The organism is Nocardia glycosmidis, assembly GCF_052545115.1.
On the sequence record NZ_JBQWRH010000012.1, the window covers coordinates 159751 to 177814 of the forward strand.

Sequence of the window (18064 nt, forward strand, 5' to 3'; positions counted from 1 at the left end):
GATCGGCATTATCAGCCGTTTACATTGACTCTAAATAGTAGACCATGCGACTATTTATTACGCAGGTGTTTGAGACGAGGAGGTCGCAGCTATGCACATTCACCCTGGCGCCGAGCCCCGCACGGAGGCAGAGAAGGCGGTGGTCGGATTCCTCGACGATTGGGGTCCCGGCGCCTGGCCGCATATGCGTGACTGCTACGACCGCTGGATGACCGACGATGTGTCGTGGGAGAACACCGGGTCGCCCGCGACCAAGGGCAAGCAGCAGGCCATGCAGTTCCTGACAACCCTGCACGACACCCTCGAGATGGAATATTGCACCGCGGAACTGCGCACCATCGCCTCCCGGGACAACGTTGTGCTCACCGAACGGGTGGACCGGGTGCACGCCGCCGACGGCACCGTACTGATCGAGATCCCGATCATGGGCACCTTCGTGGTCGAGGACGGACGTATCGCGCGATACGCGGACTACAACGCCGACTCTCCCATCAAAGAACGGTTCCCGCGGCACCGGCACTGACCCCCGCCCGGACACCCGATATCGAACGGTAGGACGCATGTGAGCGACAACGACCTGGAGAAGACCGTACGCAGGCTGGCCGCGATCGAGGACATCCGGCAAGTGAAAGCCCGCTACTTCCGATGCGTCGACCTGCGGCTGTGGGAGGAGTTCGCGGACCTGTTCACCGACGACCTGGAGGTGGACTTCGCGGAATCGACCTCGCTGCCGAAGGGCAAGCAGGAGTTCCTGACCAGTGTCGCGAACCATTTCCGGTCCGGCTGGTCGGTTCACCACGGCCATATCCCGGAGATCGAGATCCTCGACGACACCACCGCCACCGCGATCTGGCCGATGTACGACCGGGTGGAGTCACCGGCGGACAGTGGCTACGTCTCGCACGAGGGCTGGGGTCACTACACCGAGCACTACCGGCGGTGCGCGGACGGGAAGTGGCGCATCTACCGGAGCCGGCTGACCCGTATCCAGCGCAACGTCCTGCCCAAACCGGACCGGGTGGAATCAGCATGACGACGATCGGGCTCACCCTCCCGCAACTGGGCCCCGTCGTCTCGGCCTCGCTGATCCGGGATTTCGTTCAGCAGGCCGACGAGATGGGCTTCGACGATCTGTGGGTGCAGGACCACTTCCTCTACGCGCTGCAGCAGGACGGCGAGTACGGCGGCAGCGCGCAGCGCCAGCCCGAGATCTACCGGTCGGTGTGGGCGCCGACCGAGTTGCTCGCCGCGGTGGCCGGCTGGACCGAACGCATGCACCTGGGTACCAGCATCCTGGTCGGCGGGAACCACTGGCCCGCGCAGCTGGCCAACCGGCTGGCGACGATCGACCGGCTCAGCGGCGGCCGGCTGTCGGTTGTCGGCCTCAGCGTCGGATGGTCCGTAGCGGAACATCGCGCTGTCGGCGTCGACCCGAGAACCCGGGGCCGGCGGATGGACGATTTCGTCCCGGCGTTGCTCGCCTGCTGGGGCGAGGACCCGGTCGAGCACCATGGACCGTTTTTCGATATCGGCCCGGCGATCATGCAGCCGAAACCGATCACCCGGCCACGGCTCATGTCGGGCATGTATTCCGAAGCAGGCCTGGCCCGCACGGCACGCGACTTCGACCTGTGGAACCCGGGTTCCATTCCGGTAGCCGCGGTACAAGAGACGCTCGGCCGCCTGAACGATCGACGACCGGACGGAAAGCCTGAGATCGGCGCGGTCTACCGGATGGCGCAACAATCCACCGCGGGCAAACGCATGACCGTCGACGACATGACCACCCGAGTGGCGGAATGCGTTTCCGCCGGTCTCGACGGCGTTGTCGTCGAGACCAACTTCTGTTCCGAGATCACTTCCTCCGCAGCGTGGCTCGACGTACTCGGCAACCTGAAGCCGCTGGTCGACGCCGCCCGTGGATGAACTACCCGCCACCAGCCCGGAGAGCCGAGCCTTGACCACGACAACAGCCGAACGTCTCACCCTGCGGACCTCGACGGTGCGCCCGGTCGCCGACGACATCATCGAGATCACCTTCGCCAACCCCGACGCGGCCCCGTTGCCCGCCTGGGAACCGGGCGCGCACATCGAGCTGACCTTGCCCTCGGGGCTGACCCGCCAGTACTCCCTGTGCGGTGACCCGGCAGACCGGTCGTCCTATGTCATCGCGGTGCTCTGCGAGGAGAACGGTCGCGGTGGCTCCCGAGAGGTGCACGCGATCGCGCGAGAAGGTGTGGATTTCGATATCCGTGTCCCCAAGAACAACTTCCCGTTCGTCGAGGCCGACTCCTACCTGTTCATCGGCGGCGGTATCGGCATCACTCCGCTGATCCCGATGATCGCCAGGGCACGCACCAGCGGGGCGAGCTGGCAGCTCGTCTACGGCGGTCGCACCGTCACCTCCATGGCCTACCGCGAAACACTCGCCGCTCACGGTGAGCAGGTGGACGTGTGGGTCGAAGCCGAGCGCGGCTACCCGGACCTGCCACGAATCCTGAGCGCAGCGGCGCCCGGAACGCAGGTGTATGTCTGCGGACCGAACGCGATGATCGATGCGGTCGCGGCCGAGTACCCCGGTCACCCACAACTGGGTGGGCTGCACTTCGAGCGGTTCGGTGCCACCGGGCCGGCCGACACCGGCGGCGACGCCTTCGAGGTGGAACTGCGGCAGACCGGCGTCACCTTCACCGTGGGCGAAGGCTGCACGATCCTGGAAGAAGTACAGAAGGTCCTGCCCGATCATCCCAGTTCGTGCGAGGAGGGCTACTGCGGTGAGTGCGAGACCCGTGTGCTGGAAGGGACGCCGGACCACCGCGACGACTACCTCACCGCGGACGAGCAGGAAAACGGCGACCTGATGATGATCTGCGTCAGCCGCTGCAAGGGTGCGCGGCTGGTTCTGGATCTGTAGGCGCCGTCCGCGCATCTTGCCACGGTGGACACCGCCCCCCACCTTAAATACTCTAGTCTTAGATGATTTAGACATCACCCATCGATGAGGAGTTGTGATGACTCGGACAGCGGAAGCCGGGACCTGCCCGGTTGCCACGTTCGACGATCTGCTGGCACTGCGGCCCGATGTGGTGCGCTGCCCCTACGGCGCCTACGAAGCGCAGCGGACCGGCGAACCGGTGGCGTACAACGAACGGCTCGGCGGATGGGTCGTCACGCAGTACAACGATATTCTCGCGGTGCTCCGGGACGCCGAGACGTACTCCAACCGTCTGGCCAGTGGTCCGAGTTCGGTGTCCGGGCTCGCCCAGCGGGTCATCGAGGACACCACCCTGCCCGAGCGCACTCGTGCGGCCGCCGCCCGGCGCATCGAGCTCAGCAAGTCCCGGATCATGCTGTTCGCCGATCCGCCGCTGCACAAGCGTCAGCGTGCACTGGTCAACGCCGGTTTCACCCCCAAGCGGGTAGCCGAAATGGATCAGGCCGTGGTCGCCCTGGTCGAAAGCCTCATCGAGCGGTTCCCCACCGATGAACCCTTCGACATCGTCCCCGCCTTCAGCCACCCGATTCCGATGACGATCATCGCCCGGCTGCTCGGCGTGCCGCCGGAGAAGATGAATGTCTTCAAGCAGTGGTCCGACGCTTTCACCCGCGGGGTCGGCGCATTGGAGCAGGACCGGGACGCCGTGGTGGAGATGTTCGACCGGGTGAACGAGTTCTACGACTACTTCACCGAGGAGCTCGACAAGCGCCGCACCGCCCCGGTCGACGATATGTTGAGCGATCTGCTCGCCGCGCGCCTGGACGGCGAGGAGCCGCTGAGCGAAGCCGAACTGCTGCAGATGCTGGTGCAGTTCCTGGTCGCCGGCAACGAGACGACCACGAACCTGCTCACCACCTCGGTCTGGAAGCTCGCCACGGATCCCGAACTCCAGGACAGACTCCGGCAGAACCCGGCCGAAATCCCCGATTTCGTCGAGGAAGTGCTGCGGCTCGAACCGCCGGTGCAGGGTATCTGGCGGGTCGCCACCACCGATGTGGAAATCGGCGGCGTGCCCATTCCCGCGGACAGCCTGATCTACCTCGTCACCGGCGCGGCGAACCGGGATCCGGAGGCATACCCGGAGCCGGACGCGCTCCAACTGGACCGCGGGCGGGCCCGGCACCTGTCGTTCGGCCGCGGCGAGCACGCCTGCCTCGGCATGAATCTGGCCAAGCTGGAGGCCAAAGTGGCCCTTGGCACGCTGCTGGCCCGCTGCCCGAATATCGCGCTGGCCGTATCCGATGCCGAGCTCGGCTTCCACCGCAGCTTCGTGCTGCACGGTATCTCGTCGTTGCGGGTGACTGTTCGCTGAAACGGCTGGGGAGCGGGGCGCCGTTCCAGGCGGCACCCCGCTCGCCACTGCTTCAGCGGCATCGAAAATCCGAAATCCGCCCTTCGTACGACACTCGTCTGCCCTTGCGCGACTCCTCGGAACGACCGCTCGAGCACAGACGTCGAGCTTTGAGTCGAAATGAGCGGCTGATCATATTCCTCGAGGGGGCACCGCCAACTGTGAGCGGTGCCCCCTCGTCGTTCCACGAACCCGTTCCCGATCAGGCCCCGGGATCGATGTACTTCGCTCGGAGCGCGGCCACCGTTGCGTGCTCCAGACCGGCTGCGAAGAGCGGGACCAGCGGACCGCCGTGCCACTCGTCGAGCAGCTCGAGGCAGCGCGACATGGCCTTGGCCGGCGCCCGTCGGAATACCTCCGGAATGTTCTCGACGCCCAGCGAGATCTGCTGACGGCGGGCCAGTTCGTACATCAGTGGAAGATTCTCGCCGGTACGGGCGAAATCGGCGATGACGGCGTTGCGATCGACCTCGAGCGCGGCCAGCGTCAGCGCGATCACCACACCGGTGCGATCCTTTCCGTGACTGCAGTGGACGAGGATCGGTTCCTCGAGCTCGGCGATGCGCCGCAGTGCGGCGACGAGTGTGGTGGCCCACACCTCGACCGCGCGCGCGTACACCTCCGCCAGCTCCGGCACGGTATTCGGGACTCCCCGGGGTCCGAGTGCATCGGTGAGTGTCACCGGAAACCAGTGGTGCGTGATCCCGGGCATCGACCGGACGGTGTCGGTGGCATCACCGACCTCCGACGGCAGGCGCAGGTCGATCAGGTGACGGATTCCGAACTCACGGATCAGCCGATAGCCGGCCGCCACATCGCCACGCCCGGGATCGTCACCGCGGAACAGCACCCCGCCCCGAACTTCTCTGCCACCCGGGATGGGCAGGCCGCCCAGATCGCGGATATTGCAGGGGAAACCGCGTTCGAGCGCAAGCGGATCGAACGACGGGAGCGGTGCGTCACGTGCGCATTCGGTGCTCACGGTCGGCGTTTCCGGTAGCGGCTGGGACATAGGCCTGCTCTCATCTCACATCGACTACTACTGGCGCGCGAAGCGGTCAGGTGAAATCCGGCGACGGTTCGCGCGCCGCTCTGACGAAGTTTTCGATCCGTGTGCTCGCTGCTCAGCAGGACCGGAAATCCGGCGCCCGCTTCTCGAAGTACGCACGCGCACCCTCGCGCGATTCTTTCGACCGAAACGCCAGTGACTGCCCCAGCACTTCGGCTTCGATCGCCTCGGCGAAGGAACGCTCGAACGAAGCATTGAGTTGCTGTTTGATCACCGACAGTGCGCGGCGCGGCCCGTCGGCCAGCCGTGTGGCCCACTCCGACACCGTCGCGTCGAGATCGGCATCGGGTACGCACCTGCTGACGAGCCCGAGCCGGGCGGCCTCCTCGCCGGAGACCCGGGCGGCGAGCAGCATGATCTCCTTGGCCCGGCCGAGGCCGACCAGCCGTGGCACCAGCCAGGACCCGCCACCGTCGATCGACAGCCCGCGTTCGGCGAAGATCTCCCCGAACACCGCGCTCTCGCCGGCCAGGACGAGGTCCGCGCACAGCGCCAGATTGGCGCCGAAACCGACAGCGCCGCCGCGCACCCGCGCGATCACCGGCAACGGCAACCGGTGGATCAGATCGCACAGGCGACCGACCCGCCGCATGAAGGTCAGCTCGTCCGGTTCGATGCGCTCGGCCAGGTCCATTCCCGAACAGAACGACGAGCCCGCACCGGTGAGCACGACCACCCGGCAGGCGTCGTCGCCCGCGATCCGTTCGAGGGCCGCGATCGCCTCGTCGACCATGGCCTTGTTCAGGCCGTTCTTGCGAGCCGGGCGGTTCAAGGTGAGCGTCGCGATACCGGCGTCGTCGATCTCGAGCAGTACCGGGTTTTCCTCAGGCATGGGCGGCCTCTTGGAGCAGCAGGTTCGCGAAGCGTGCCCGGTGCGTCGCTGGTGCCCCGAAGAGCACCTCGAGGGATTTCGCCCGGCGCAGGTAGAGATGGGCGTCGTGTTCCCAGGTGAAACCGATACCGCCCAGGATGTGCAGGGACTCGTCGGCCACCGTGGTCGCCGCCGCACCGCACTGCGCCTTGGCCATGCTTGCGGCAACGGCCAGCGCCCGGGCGTGCTCGGGGGTCGGCTCGGCCAGGTAGTCGTCACCGGCTCGGGTGGCGACGTCGAGAGCCGAGCGGGCCAGTTCCAGCGCCATCAGCAGATCGACCAGGCGATGTTTGACGGCCTGGAACTGGCCGATGGGGCGATCGAACTGGATTCGCTCCTTGGCCCACTGCACCGCGGCGTCGTGGCACTGCTGTGCGATACCGACCTGCTCGGCGGCGATCAGGACCAGGGTGAGGTCGAGCGCGGCCGGTAGATCGACGCCGGAGCCGAGCACGGTGCCGGGCGCCTGCGCGAGGTCCACCGCCGCCAGGCCGCGGGTCAGGTCCAAGCCGTTCCTGGCCGCGCAGGTCACCTCCGGCCCGTGCGCCTCGACCGCCACGACAACGGCCTGGATGCCGTTGCGGGCGGGGACCAGGAGCACATCGGCATCGGCGGCATCCAGGACGATCTCGGCCCGGCCGGTGACGCGGCTGTCCGCACCCGCGGCCACCGGACCGTCGGCGACGACCTCAGGGACCACGCTGGGTGCGGCGAGGTCGGGCCACATCACGGTCGCGGTCACCTCTCCCTCCGCCATACGTTCCATCAGGGCGAGGGCGGGCTCGGTTCCGGTCAACCGCAGCAGAGTCGCCGCGCTGCCCAGCGACGACAGTCCCGGTACGACGGCCAGCGAGCGCGCCAGTTGTTCGAGGACCAGCGCCACTTCGGTGACCCCGGCACCGCCGTCGGCATCGGGTTCGGGCAACAGCAGGCCGGCGAGCCCCATCTGTTCGGTCAGCACTTTCCACAGCCGGGTGTCCCGGCGCGGGTGTCCTGCTTCGTCGAGGAATCCCCGGGGGCCGGACGCCGCCGCGTCCCGGACCGCGGCGGCCAGTTCTCGGCGCTCGCGCGCGTCGATGCCCATATCGTCTCCCTATTTCGTCCGGGCGCGCGCGGCGACGGGCGAGGGGCCCTCCCGGGTCGGTAGCGCGATGGTGGCGGTGCCGGGCATGACGTCGGCGCCGCGCTGGTTGCGCGCGTAGGTGGTCAGCTCGACGACATGTTCGCCGGACTCGGTCACCGATTTCCCGGTCACTTCGCCGCCCAGGGTCACCACATCGGAGAGATAGACGAAGCCCCGGTACTGCGAGTCGCAGGCGACCACCCAGCCGTTGTCTCCGCACCAGTGCGTCAGCAACTGCACCTGCCAGCACTGCCGCTGGAAGCCGACGTCGTACTGGAAGGCGACGCCCATGGCGTTCGCGGCGGCTTTGTTGTAGTGCACCGCGTAGATCGGTTCGCTCGACCCCATCACCGGGTCGCGGAAGGACCACGCCGGATGCGCCTGGTAGTCGGCGAGCGCGGCGGCATGGGCCTTCAACCGAGGGATCGGGGTGCCACCGCCGGCGATGAACGCCACCTCGTCGGTGAGCCCGATCGGGCCTTTGGTGAGCGTCTGGATCTGCTCGCCGACCTTTACGTCCTCCCAATAGCGCGGCTCGGCACCCTGGGGTTGCTCGGCGAGCACCTGTCGCTCGACCTCGCGGATCTCGTCCTCGGTCCACGGGTGCGGTAGTTCCAGCCCGGGTTTGCCGGTGTCACCTGCCGCTTGCTTCGAGCGCGACTTGGCCGATCTGCGTTCGAAGTTGACCACCTGCCAGTCGATTTCGGCGACGAGCTCGCCGCGCTGGTTGCGGTAGCTGTTGACGAAATGATCGGTGACCATGCGGCCGGCGAATTTGCTCGGCCGCGGACCGGTGAATCCGTCGTACCGGCAGGTCGCGGTGATCTTGTCACCCCAATACACCGGCTGGTGGAAGCGAGCCTGGGTGGCGTTGTGGAAGGCGCCGAGGCCGGGCCAGCCGAACTGGATCCCGGAGAAACACCCGATCACGAACGACGGCGGCGCCACTGGCGCGCCGTAGTCGGAGGCGGTGGCCCGGTCGGCATCGGTCCACAGTGCGTTGACATCACCGATACCGCCGGCGAATTTGATCACCGCGATACGCGTGGCCTCTTCGTTGTTGACCGAATGGTCGATCCGCAGGTCGACACCGGCGCGCGCCTGCATCGAGGCGATCATCTCGTCGGTGATGACCGCCTCGGGCATCTTGGCCTCGGTCGTGCGATCGACCGGGGCCGACTCCACGGCCGTCATTTCGCGCCCTTCCCCGGGTTGGCGGTCCAGCTGTTGCCACCCGCGGGCACACCGGCGTCGGCCACGGCCTTCTCCAGCGCGTCCAGGGTCCAGCGGCCCTCGGCCATCAGTTTCCACTCCGGGTCCTTGGTCCAGGGGCGGATACGCTGCACCCGCGAACCGCCGACCAGGAAGACCTCACCGCTCAGCGCGCAACTCGGGGAGAGCAGGTATCCCACGAAGGGCGATACATTGGCCGGGTCCATCCGGTCGAACTGGCCTTCCTTGGCGGCCAGCGCGTCGCCGAAGGCGCTTTCGGTCAGCCGGGTCCGTGCCTGCGGCAGGATGGCGTTGACGCGCACGCCGTAGCGTTGCAGTTCCTTGCTCGCGACCTGGGTCAGCGAGGCCACCGCGGCCTTGGCCGCCGCGTAGTTGGCCTGGCCGGGATTGCCGAAGACACCGGATTCGCTGCTGGTGTTCACCACCGAACCCGCCACCGGCGCACCGGCTTTGCTCTGTTCGCGCCAGTACCGCCCGACTTCGCGGGTCATCACGAAGGTGCCGCGCAGATTCACCCGCAGCACCAGATCCCAATCGTCGTCGTCGATGTTCACCAGCACGCGGTCACGCAGGATGCCCGCATTGTTCACCAGGCCGTCCACACCACCGAATGTGTCCACGGCGGTCGCCACGATCCGCGCGGCGCCGGCCGAATCGGCGACATCGTCACCGTTGGCGACCGCCCGGCCACCCGCCGCGGCGATCTCCTCCACGACCTGCTGGGCAGGGCCGAGCGCGGCGCCGCTCCCATCCTGGGCGCCACCCAGGTCGTTCACCACCACATTGGCGCCCTCCCGGGCGAACAACAGCGCGTGTTCCCGCCCGATACCGCGACCGGCGCCGGTCACGATGATGGTCCTACCGTCCAGATGTCCCATTGATTCCGTCCTTGTGCTCGTCAGCGGCCCGCCGGGGCCTGCTGTGGTTGCCTGTGTTGTGCCCGCCCGGCGTTCATGCCGGCACCGGCTTGTCCTTGGGTAGTCCCAGCGACCTCTCGGCGACGGTGTTGCGGTGGATTTCGTCGGTACCGCCGCCGATCCGCATCCCGGGCACGCTCAGCACGAACTCCGACCATGCGAACGACGCGGGTGTCCCGGTATCCACCACGAGCCGGGGACCGAGGACCACCGTGACCAGGTCACTGAGCGCCTGCAGATTCGCGGTGAGCGCCAGCTTGCCCAGCGACATCTCCGGTCCGGGTACGCCGTTGGCCTCGAGGTTGGCATCCGCCCGTTTCCGCATCGCCTTGGCGGCGGTGACCCCCGCGTAGACCCGGGCGAAGGCTTCCACGACGGCCGGATCGTCGTGCCTGCCCAGATCGGTGATCCACGCGGCGAGATCGTCCATCCGGAACAGACCGCTACCGCCGCTGGCCGAACCGCCGATCGCACCTCGTTCGTGCATGAGCATCGCGATCGCCACCGACCAGCCCTGCCCGACCTCACCGAGCCGGCACGAATCCGGGATCCGCACGTCGGTGAGGAAGACCTCGTTGAAGTCGGCGGCACCGGTGATCTGCCGCAGCGGGCGCACCTCTACCCCCGCGCTGCTCATATCGACCACGAACGCGGTCATATTGCGATGCCGGGGCCCGTCGGCGGTGCGGGTGAGCACGATTCCGATCTGGGAGTAGTGCGCTCCCGAGGTCCATACCTTCTGGCCGTTGACGATCCAGTCGCCGCCGACGCCGTCCTGCTCGGCCTTGGTACGGACCGCGGCGAGATCGGAGCCGGCGGCCGGTTCGCTGAACAACTGGCAGCCCACGATATCGGCACGCCGCAGACCCAGCAGCCAGCGCTGTTCGGCCTCGGCCGAACCGAACTGCGCCAGCGTCGGTGCGACCATCCCCAGACTCACCGACAGCGGGCCCTTGGAGGGGATGGCGTACTCGCGCTCGACCGCGGCGAAAGCCTTCTCGTAGGCGGTCGGCAGACCTGCTCCGCCGTTCTCGGCCGGGCCGCTGATCCAGCCGTAGCCGTGATCGAACGCCAACCGCTGATACTCGATCGCCGCGGTGATCTCCTCCTCGGTCGAACCGGAGAAGAGCGCATACCGCGACTTGCCGGAGCCGGACTGTCCACGGGTTCGCCCCGCGGATACCGACTCCAGGAATTCGCGTGCTCCGCTCACGAACTCCTCGATGGTGGGAGTCACAGGGTCACCGCCTCAAATAGTCTAGTACTCGACTTTTCTAAGAATATAATATTCATGTCCAGAGCACCAAGCATTGGTAGGTCAGAGCGCTTCGAGGATCGCCCGATAGGCCACGCGCGCCTCGTCGTCCGGCCGATCGGCCGCGGGGGTGCGCAGCGCGGCAAGCACCGAGGTCGCACAGGCCGCGAGATCCTCGTGGTACCGCTGGTAGGCGGCGGCGTTCTTTTCCATCGGGGCATCCGGCAGCTCGACCCCGGCGAACGGGCGGGCGTCCCGCAGCGCCCCGGACAGCCGTTCGGTCTGCGAAATCAGTTCGAATCCACTGTTGTCCCAGTCGATCTGGGCCAGCACCGCGCGGATCTCGGCAAGCCGCGATCGGGCGTGCTCCGTGGTCAATTCGGGTGCGATGGTCTCGGCGAGTACGGCCCGCACACCGGCGATGATTTCGGACGGCAGGGGTCTCACGGCAACCTCCGGGTGGCCTCGGACGGGGCGTCGAGCAGCCCGGTTTCCCGGAGGGCCAGACGCTCGATCATTCCGGCGGGCCCCGCCGGGCGATCGGTGGTCCGGTCGCAGAACGCCCGGACCGCGGTCAGTGCGATCACAGCCAGCCGGAAGGCCGACATGACCTGCCAGAAATGCAACCGCGCGGGATCGATGTCCAACCCGCTGCATTCCGACCAGCTGTTCAGGAAATCGGCCGGTGTCCAGCGGCCGTCCAGGAAATGCTCGCGGCGATAGACAGAACACGTGTACCAGCCGAGGTCGTCGTGCGGGTCACCCAGATGGGCGAGCTCCCAGTCCAGCAGGGCGGCGATCTCGCCGCCCTCGACCAGAACGTTCGCCGGCCGGAAGTCCCCGTGGACAAGCCGCACCGGTCCGGGTCCCGGAATCCGCTCGCGCAACCAGGCGATCACTTCCCGTAACCCCGGGTGCGGTTCGAGCTCGACCCGGTTCAGTTCGCCTTCCCACCGGTCCAGTTCGGCACGCGCCGGATCCGTCACGGCCGGAAGGATTCCGGTGAGACCGTGGGCGTCGATATCCAGGGAGTGCACGGCGGCGAGCAGTACCGGTAGCCGGCCCGCGAGCGCCCGCCGGGATTCCTCCCCGAGACCGAGCGGATCGGTATCGCGCAGGACACCGCGATGTGCCCGGCCGGGTAGCCGATCGACGATCATGGCGCCACGTTCGAGCCGGGTGCCGTCATCGAGCAGATGGACCCGGGCAGTCGGCAGATCGGTCTCGCCCAGTGCGCGCAACAGCGCGAATTCCACGTCCCGGGCCGTATCGACGACCCCGCCGGCCGGCTCGCGCCGCATCAGCAGCGGGCGGCGTACCGGGCCGTCCAGGGTGTCCAGCTCGGCGTCGAAAGCCCAATTCTCCTGGGAACTTCCCCCACCGAGCCGGGTCGGCTCGGTGATATCGCGGACGCCCATATCGGCGAGCAACGCCAGTAATGCGTCCCGCAGCGCGCTCATCGGGGCCGCACCTGGGCATCCCGCGGAGGCGGCAGCGCCTCGCCGTATCGCCCATATCCGGGCAGCACCATGTATTCGACGATGCCGTGCCCTTCCGCGCCGTCGCAGCGCACGCGCACCAGGTGATCGGAGCCGGCCTTGGCATAGCGATAGAAGCTGGTCCGATCGCTGAGGTCCCATTCGTCGTGCTCGGCGGTCAGCTCGTCGCGCCACTGGCCCTGTTTCCAGCCGTTCCAGCCCTCGTAACCCCCACCACGCAGATGCGCCCGGCCCGGACGGGCCTCGAGTTCCAGCCGCAGCCGCTCACCGCCGTGCAGCGACAGCGTCACCGTGCCGCCGCGCAAGGTGGGAGCCGCCGCGTCCTTCTCCCATTCGAGGTCGTGCTCGACGCCGACGATCACCGGCGGCTCCCGATCGTCGCCGGGCGGGTAGGCGATACCCGCGGACAGGTGCACCGGGCGGCCGGGTTCGGACTCCTGCAGGTACAGGTGCACCCCGAAATCGGGCAGTTGCAGCGGCGCGAACAGCAGCATCCGCCATTCCGGCCGTTCGCCGGGCGGCTGGCCTTCGGCCCGCGGTAGCGGCCGGGTCCCCCACGAGTGGTCCCGTTCGGCCCACCATTGCTGCGGTGTGACCTCGATCGTCGTGCCGTCCGGCGTGCGGATCCGGCCCGCGGCCCGGCCGTGCTGGACGTAGCGGATGGCGTCGTAAGTGGTGCGCGCTCGGCTGATCTGGAAGAACTTGCCCTCCAGGATCGGTTCGAAGGACGCGGTGAAGGTGACCTCGAAGGTGAGGCCGGAATCGTTGTCGCCCAGCGTGAACACCAGCTCGCGCATCGGTTCCCGGACATCACAGCGGAACGGGCCGACGTGCATACCGTGGCTGTCCGGAAGCAGCGTGCGCGACAATCGCACGTTGGTCTGGCGGCCCCGGTGCGACAGGCAGGCGAACGCCTCCATGACGTCCTGATTGGGGTAACGGCCCAGCCCCACCGTCAGAACGGTCTCGCCGCTGCCGGTGTCCTGGAAGCTGACCCAGTACCGTTCCCGCCACGAGGGGTCGCTGGTGGCGACCATGGCGTGCGTGAGGGCGGTCTGGTGGGTGAAGTACTCGTCCGCGGCACTGAGGTGCATGGTCATCCCTTCCGCACGGATTCGGTGAACGCGGCCTTGATCGACTTCTTGTCGAGTTTCTCCCCCGCCAGAGTCGGCAGCGGCTTGTCATCGATCTGCCACAACGTCGGCACCTCGAAATAGGCGAGGGTGCCCTGCACATGGGCGCGCAGTTCCTCGGGGTCCACCGGACTACCGGCACGGTGCGTGATCGCCGCCGCCAGTTCCTCGCCGAGATCCTCGTGCGGTACACCGAAAACCGCGGCCTCGACCACCGCGGGGTGGGTCAGCAGTGCCTTTTCGACGTGTGCGCAGGCGATGTTCTCGCCGCCGCGGATCACGATGTCCTTGCTGCGGCCGTCGAGGTAGAGATAGCCGTCGGCATCGACGTGGCCGAGATCGCCGGTGTGCAACCACCCCTCGGCATCGACCGGGCCGTCGTCGATGCCCAGGTAGCCGAGCATGACGGTGGGCGCCCGCACCAGCACCTCACCGGAACCGGTCTCGTCGGGATCGGCGATCCGCAGTTCGACCACCGGATAGGGACGTCCGACGGTGCCCGGCCGGCTCTCCAGGTCGGCGTTGCCCGCGACCGTCATGAACCCGCCGGTCTCGGTCATACCCCAGGTGTTGGCCAGGCCTCGCTTGCGCAGCTGCGGCAACGTCGCCGTCATCCGCTCGAGCAGCGTCGCCGGCAGTGGCGCCCCGCCAAGGGGGAAGGAGCGCAGGCTCGACAGGTCGTGCGCGTCGAACTCCGGATGCTCCAGCAGCCGGACAGCCATGGTAGGAACACCACCCCAGGTCTGGACCCGTTCGACCTCGATCAGCCGCAGGATCTCACCGGCGTCGAAACGCCCGGTGGTCAGTACCAGTTTGCCGCCGATGATCAGGTTGGTCAGGATGTTGGAGATGCCGCCGATATGGAACAGTGGCGTACAGACGAGCGCGACCGGCTGCGGCGCGGCCGGGTCGAGGTGCTGTGGTAACCGCCGGGACCTCGCCAGCAGACTGTGCTGGTTGGTGATGACCGACCGCACCGACAGCTCTACTGCCTTCGGCGCGCCGGAACTGCCCGAGGTGAACAGGATCAGCGCCGGATCGTCGAGGTCGCCGTCGCGGACCGGCGGGTGTTCCCGGGCGGGCTGATCCCACAGTTCGGCCAGATCCGCGATCGGTTCCAGCCGGCAGTGGGTGCCGAGCAGGTCGGGTCCGAACAGCTCGGGCGCGTCGGTGAGCACCATGGCCGGGGTGGTCAGGCGCAGGGCGTGCTCGATCTCGTGACCGCTCCACCAGCGGTTGGCGTAGACCGGTACCGCGCCCAGCCACCAGGCCGCCCAGGTCGCCAGCACGAACTCAGGGCGGTTGTAGCAGTGCAGCACCACGCGGTCACCGCGCCGGACACCGAGCTTGGCCAGGTACCGCGCCGCGGTGGGGATGGCGTCCCGGAATTCCGGATGGAAGATCCGCCGCTCGCCCTGCACGAGAAAGTCACGGCCTTCCCAGCGTCCCACCGAGTCGAGTACGGCGGCCAGGGAAGCCGGCGAGTGCTCGTACACCCGCCCCGGATGACCGGCGTAGTAACCGTCGACGACGCTCTCGCCCCAGATGATCTCGGTCGTGGCGTTCATGAGCCCGTCCATTGTCCCTCTCGTTTCTCGATGAATGCGTTCACGGCTTCCACCGCGTCCGCGCTGCGATTGGACAGCGCCTCGAGGTAGAAACCGGTATCGAGCACTTGGTCTGTGGCCGCGGCGAGCACCCGGTTCAGGGCGCGTTTGGTCAATTGCGTGGCGATCGGCGGGATCGCGGCGACGCGCTGCGCGAGCTCGAACGCGACCTCCCGCACTGCCTCCGGGTCCGGCGCAAGATCGGTGACCAGGCCGAGGTCGTAGGCCTCCTGCCCGGTCAGTGCTTCGCCCCAGAGCAGTTTCCGTTTGGCCCGTGCCAGTCCCGCACTGAGCGGCCACGCGACGCAGCCGCCGTCGCCGGCGACCAGGCCCATGTGCACGTGCGGGTCCGAGAGTTTCGTCGCCGGGGTGGTCACCACCGCGTCCGCGGTGAACACCAGGCTGGTGGCCACCCCGAAACTGCTGCCGTGTACGGCGGCGACGAGTGGTTTCGGGAAGTCCGCGAAAGCGCGAAACAGCCGGCGGCCGTCGTCGACCCCGCGCAGCAACGTATTGAGGTCGGCATGCCCGGCCAGGATGGTCTGCATATCCCCGCCCGCGGAGAAGTGCTTCCCGGTCGACGTCCACACCACCGCGCGCACACCGGTATTCCGGGCCAGCTCCACGAGTACGCCCGGGAGTTCGTTGACGAGCCGGTCGTCGAAGGCGTTCAGTTTCTCCGGCCGGTTCAGCCGTAGTTCGGCGATGTGGCCGTCGGTGACGACGTCCACCGTGTCGTAGGTCATGACCCTCCTCGCACTCGAACCGCTGTCGGTCAGATCCGCTCGACGATTGTCGCGGTTGCCATCCCGCCGCCGGTGCACATCGTGACCAGGCCGGTGTTCAGGTCACGTCGTTCGAGTTCGTCGATGACTGTCTGGAAGAGCATCGCGCCGGTGGCGCCGATCGGATGCCCCAGCGCGATGGCCCCACCGTTGACGTTGACCCGGTCGGGGTCGAGCGCCAGGTCTCGGATGACCTTCAGCGGTACCGCCGCGAAGGCTTCGTTGATCTCCCACAGGTCGATATCGGCCGCGGTCATCCCAGCTTTGGCCAGGCAGAGTTCGGCGGCGGGCCCGGGAGCGGTGAGCATGATGACCGGTTCGGCACCGCGCACGGCGCCGGCCAGGATACGGGCCCGCGGGGTGAGCCCGTGGGCTCGCGCGTATTCGTCGGAGGCGACGGCCACCGCGGCGGCACCATCGACCACGCCGGAGGAGTTGCCCGCGTGGTGGACGTGCTGGATCGGCCCGGCCTGCGGGTAGGCCGCGCGGCACATGTCGTCGTAGGACCGTCCGCCCTCGCGTGGCTTGGCGCCGGACCGCTCGAATGAGGCGGGCAGGCCGGCCAGCGATTCCACCGTGGTACCGGGGCGCGGGTGCTCGTCCCGTTCGAGCAGGACTTCGCCGGATTCGGCGCGTACCGCTACGACGCTGCGTTCGAAGCGTCCCGCTTTGATCGCCGCCGCCGCGCGTTCCTGGCTGCGCACCGCGAATTCGTCGACGGTCGCTCGGTCGAACCCTTCGAGTGTGGCGATCAGGTCGGCGGCGACACCCTGCGGGACCAGCGGGTAGCGGGCCCGCAGGGCGGCGTTCCCGGCGTCCAGCGGTTGTCCGTAGCTGTGCCGCGACATCGACTCGACCCCGCCGGCGACAACCAGGTCCTGCCAGCCGGCCAGCACGCCGGTGGCGGCCTGCATGACGGCCTGCTGACCGCCACCGCAGAACCGGTTCAGCGTGAGTCCGGGTACGGTGACCGGCCAGCCCGCGGTCAGCACCGCCGATCGGGCGATATCGTTGGCGTGATCGCCGGCGTGCTCGCCGTTGCCCATCACCACGTCGTCGACATCGGCCGGGTCGATACCGCGCGCGGCCAGCTCCCGCAGCAGGCCGCCGAGCAATTCCTGCGGATGGACGTCGTGCAATCCTCCCGAGGGTTTGCCTTTGCCGCGCGGGGTGCGAACGCCGTCGATGATCCATGCTTCACGCACGGGTTACCTCCTCGGATTCGGATCGGGGGTGTCCGGGGCGGCTCAGCGCGGCCACGGAGTCGCCGAGCCGGCCCGCGCGCACCGCGGCACCGATCTCGGTATGTAGCGCCGCGCGATCCCCGAGCAGTGGCTCGAGGGTCAGGGCGCGGCGGAGGTAGCGGTGGAAGTCGTGCTCCCAAGTGAAACCCATACCGCCGAGCAACTGCTGGCACACCGCGCGGGCGGTCCGGCTGGCGCGCAGCGCGGCGGCCTTGGCCAGGGCGGCGCTCTCCGGGCCGCCGTCCTCCCATGCGGACTCCGCCGAGAGGGTGGCGACCTGACGCCACAGGTGCACGTCGGCGAGCTGGTGTTTGACCGCCTGGAACCGGCCGAGCGGTTGCCCGAACTGGGTTCTGGTGCGCACGTGCTCGACCGTCATGGTCTCCATGGCGGCCGCTACCGCGCCCAGTTCGTGCGCCAGAGCGCGGCGACCGGCGGTCAGCATCCGCTGCCAGAGATCAGCCGGATCGGCACCGAGCGCGTCGGTGCCGAGCAGCTTCTCGGGGGTGACCGTGCCGACGACCCGAGTCCAGCCCGCGGCCGGGTCCAGCGGTTCGCCGGCGCGGACCGGTGCCGACGGGCATACCGCCAGCGACCACTGTCCGGCGTCGTCGAGGCAGGCGGCCAGTAGCGGTCCGTCGCCGGCTTGGACCACCCCGTCGAGGCAGACCGTACCGTCGGCATAGCGCAGTCCCGGGGCTTTGGCCCCACCCGGTGCGGGCAGGACCACCCGGGTGTCCGCGCCGATGTCGATCTGACCCGCGGCGTGCAGCAGCACATGGTCGAGCAGCGAGCCCGCGGCGAGCAGTTCACCGTAGAGCGGGAACAGCGTGGTGATCGCGACCTGTGGTTCGTCGGCCAGAATCTCGGCCCAGCCGAAGTCCAGCACGGCGGCGCGGGCCCGGTTGGGGTCCGCACTCAGCGCCCGGCGCAGGGTCGCGGTGATCTGGGCGACGTCCTCGGCGTCCATGTCGTCGTC

At 68.2% G+C, this 18064-nt stretch carries 18 protein-coding genes; 5 read left to right on the top strand and 13 right to left on the bottom strand.

Annotated features, from left to right (window positions below; all coding sequences use genetic code 11):
* Positions 1–91: 91 nt before the first annotated feature.
* The 5 genes from ACT86A_RS17075 to ACT86A_RS17095 all read left to right on the top strand — a co-directional run bounded on the left by ACT86A_RS17075 (position 92) and on the right by ACT86A_RS17095 (position 4310).
* Positions 92–523, top strand: a complete 432-nt coding sequence (locus tag ACT86A_RS17075; RefSeq protein WP_445093127.1) for a limonene-1,2-epoxide hydrolase family protein — start codon at positions 92–94, stop codon at positions 521–523.
* A gap of 39 nt (positions 524–562) precedes the next feature.
* Entirely contained in the window at positions 563–1033 is a 471-nt protein-coding gene (locus ACT86A_RS17080) for a nuclear transport factor 2 family protein (RefSeq protein WP_445093128.1), read from the top strand.
* Entirely contained in the window at positions 1030–1926 is an 897-nt protein-coding gene (locus ACT86A_RS17085) for a TIGR03619 family F420-dependent LLM class oxidoreductase (protein WP_445093129.1), read from the top strand. Before ACT86A_RS17080 ends, ACT86A_RS17085 begins: the two co-directional genes overlap by 4 nt.
* A complete protein-coding gene (locus ACT86A_RS17090; RefSeq protein ID WP_445093130.1) occupies positions 1919–2914 on the top strand; it encodes a PDR/VanB family oxidoreductase in 996 nt (331 codons plus the stop codon). Before ACT86A_RS17085 ends, ACT86A_RS17090 begins: the two co-directional genes overlap by 8 nt.
* A gap of 97 nt (positions 2915–3011) precedes the next feature.
* The gene (locus ACT86A_RS17095) at positions 3012–4310 is read left to right on the top strand and encodes a cytochrome P450 (RefSeq protein ID WP_445093131.1); all 1299 of its coding nucleotides are present in this window, start codon (positions 3012–3014) and stop codon (positions 4308–4310) included.
* 241 nt (positions 4311–4551) lie between these two features.
* On the opposite strand, the gene ACT86A_RS17100 is transcribed toward ACT86A_RS17095, so the two are convergent.
* From ACT86A_RS17100 to ACT86A_RS17160, 13 genes are all read right to left on the bottom strand, one after another.
* Complete coding sequence (locus ACT86A_RS17100) at positions 4552–5361, bottom strand: tyrosine-protein phosphatase (protein ID WP_445093132.1); 810 nt, start codon at positions 5359–5361, stop codon at positions 4552–4554.
* 112 nt (positions 5362–5473) lie between these two features.
* Positions 5474–6250, bottom strand: a complete 777-nt coding sequence (locus ACT86A_RS17105; RefSeq protein ID WP_445093133.1) for an enoyl-CoA hydratase/isomerase family protein — start codon at positions 6248–6250, stop codon at positions 5474–5476.
* Positions 6243–7373, bottom strand: a complete 1131-nt coding sequence (locus ACT86A_RS17110; protein WP_445093134.1) for an acyl-CoA dehydrogenase family protein — start codon at positions 7371–7373, stop codon at positions 6243–6245. The genes ACT86A_RS17105 and ACT86A_RS17110 overlap by 8 nt, the downstream gene beginning before the upstream one ends.
* Positions 7374–7382: 9 nt before the next feature.
* Positions 7383–8606 (bottom strand): FAS1-like dehydratase domain-containing protein, encoded by a 1224-nt coding sequence (locus tag ACT86A_RS17115; RefSeq protein ID WP_445093135.1) that lies wholly within the window; start codon positions 8604–8606, stop codon positions 7383–7385.
* Complete coding sequence (locus ACT86A_RS17120) at positions 8603–9523, bottom strand: SDR family oxidoreductase (protein ID WP_445093136.1); 921 nt, start codon at positions 9521–9523, stop codon at positions 8603–8605. Before ACT86A_RS17120 ends, ACT86A_RS17115 begins: the two co-directional genes overlap by 4 nt.
* Positions 9524–9596: 73 nt before the next feature.
* Positions 9597–10799: an acyl-CoA dehydrogenase family protein gene (locus ACT86A_RS17125; protein ID WP_445093137.1), complete on the bottom strand. Its 1203-nt coding sequence runs from the start codon at positions 10797–10799 to the stop codon at positions 9597–9599.
* An 81-nt stretch (positions 10800–10880) separates the two neighbouring features.
* The gene (locus ACT86A_RS17130) at positions 10881–11264 is read right to left on the bottom strand and encodes a hypothetical protein (RefSeq protein ID WP_445093138.1); all 384 of its coding nucleotides are present in this window, start codon (positions 11262–11264) and stop codon (positions 10881–10883) included.
* A complete protein-coding gene (locus tag ACT86A_RS17135; protein WP_445093139.1) occupies positions 11261–12277 on the bottom strand; it encodes a phosphotransferase family protein in 1017 nt (338 codons plus the stop codon). Before ACT86A_RS17135 ends, ACT86A_RS17130 begins: the two co-directional genes overlap by 4 nt.
* Positions 12274–13410, bottom strand: coding sequence for an Rv3169 family protein (locus ACT86A_RS17140; RefSeq protein ID WP_445093140.1), 1137 nt, complete (start codon positions 13408–13410; stop codon positions 12274–12276). Before ACT86A_RS17140 ends, ACT86A_RS17135 begins: the two co-directional genes overlap by 4 nt.
* A 2-nt stretch (positions 13411–13412) precedes the next feature.
* Positions 13413–15017 (bottom strand): class I adenylate-forming enzyme family protein, encoded by a 1605-nt coding sequence (locus tag ACT86A_RS17145; protein WP_445093141.1) that lies wholly within the window; start codon positions 15015–15017, stop codon positions 13413–13415.
* Positions 15014–15802: an enoyl-CoA hydratase/isomerase family protein gene (locus ACT86A_RS17150; RefSeq protein WP_445093142.1), complete on the bottom strand. Its 789-nt coding sequence runs from the start codon at positions 15800–15802 to the stop codon at positions 15014–15016. The genes ACT86A_RS17145 and ACT86A_RS17150 overlap by 4 nt, the downstream gene beginning before the upstream one ends.
* 29 nt (positions 15803–15831) lie before the next feature.
* Positions 15832–17031, bottom strand: coding sequence for an acetyl-CoA C-acyltransferase (locus ACT86A_RS17155; protein WP_445093187.1), 1200 nt, complete (start codon positions 17029–17031; stop codon positions 15832–15834).
* Between the two features lie 7 nt (positions 17032–17038).
* Positions 17039–18055, bottom strand: a complete 1017-nt coding sequence (locus ACT86A_RS17160) for an acyl-CoA dehydrogenase family protein (protein WP_445093143.1) — start codon at positions 18053–18055, stop codon at positions 17039–17041.
* Positions 18056–18064 lie beyond the last annotated feature (9 nt).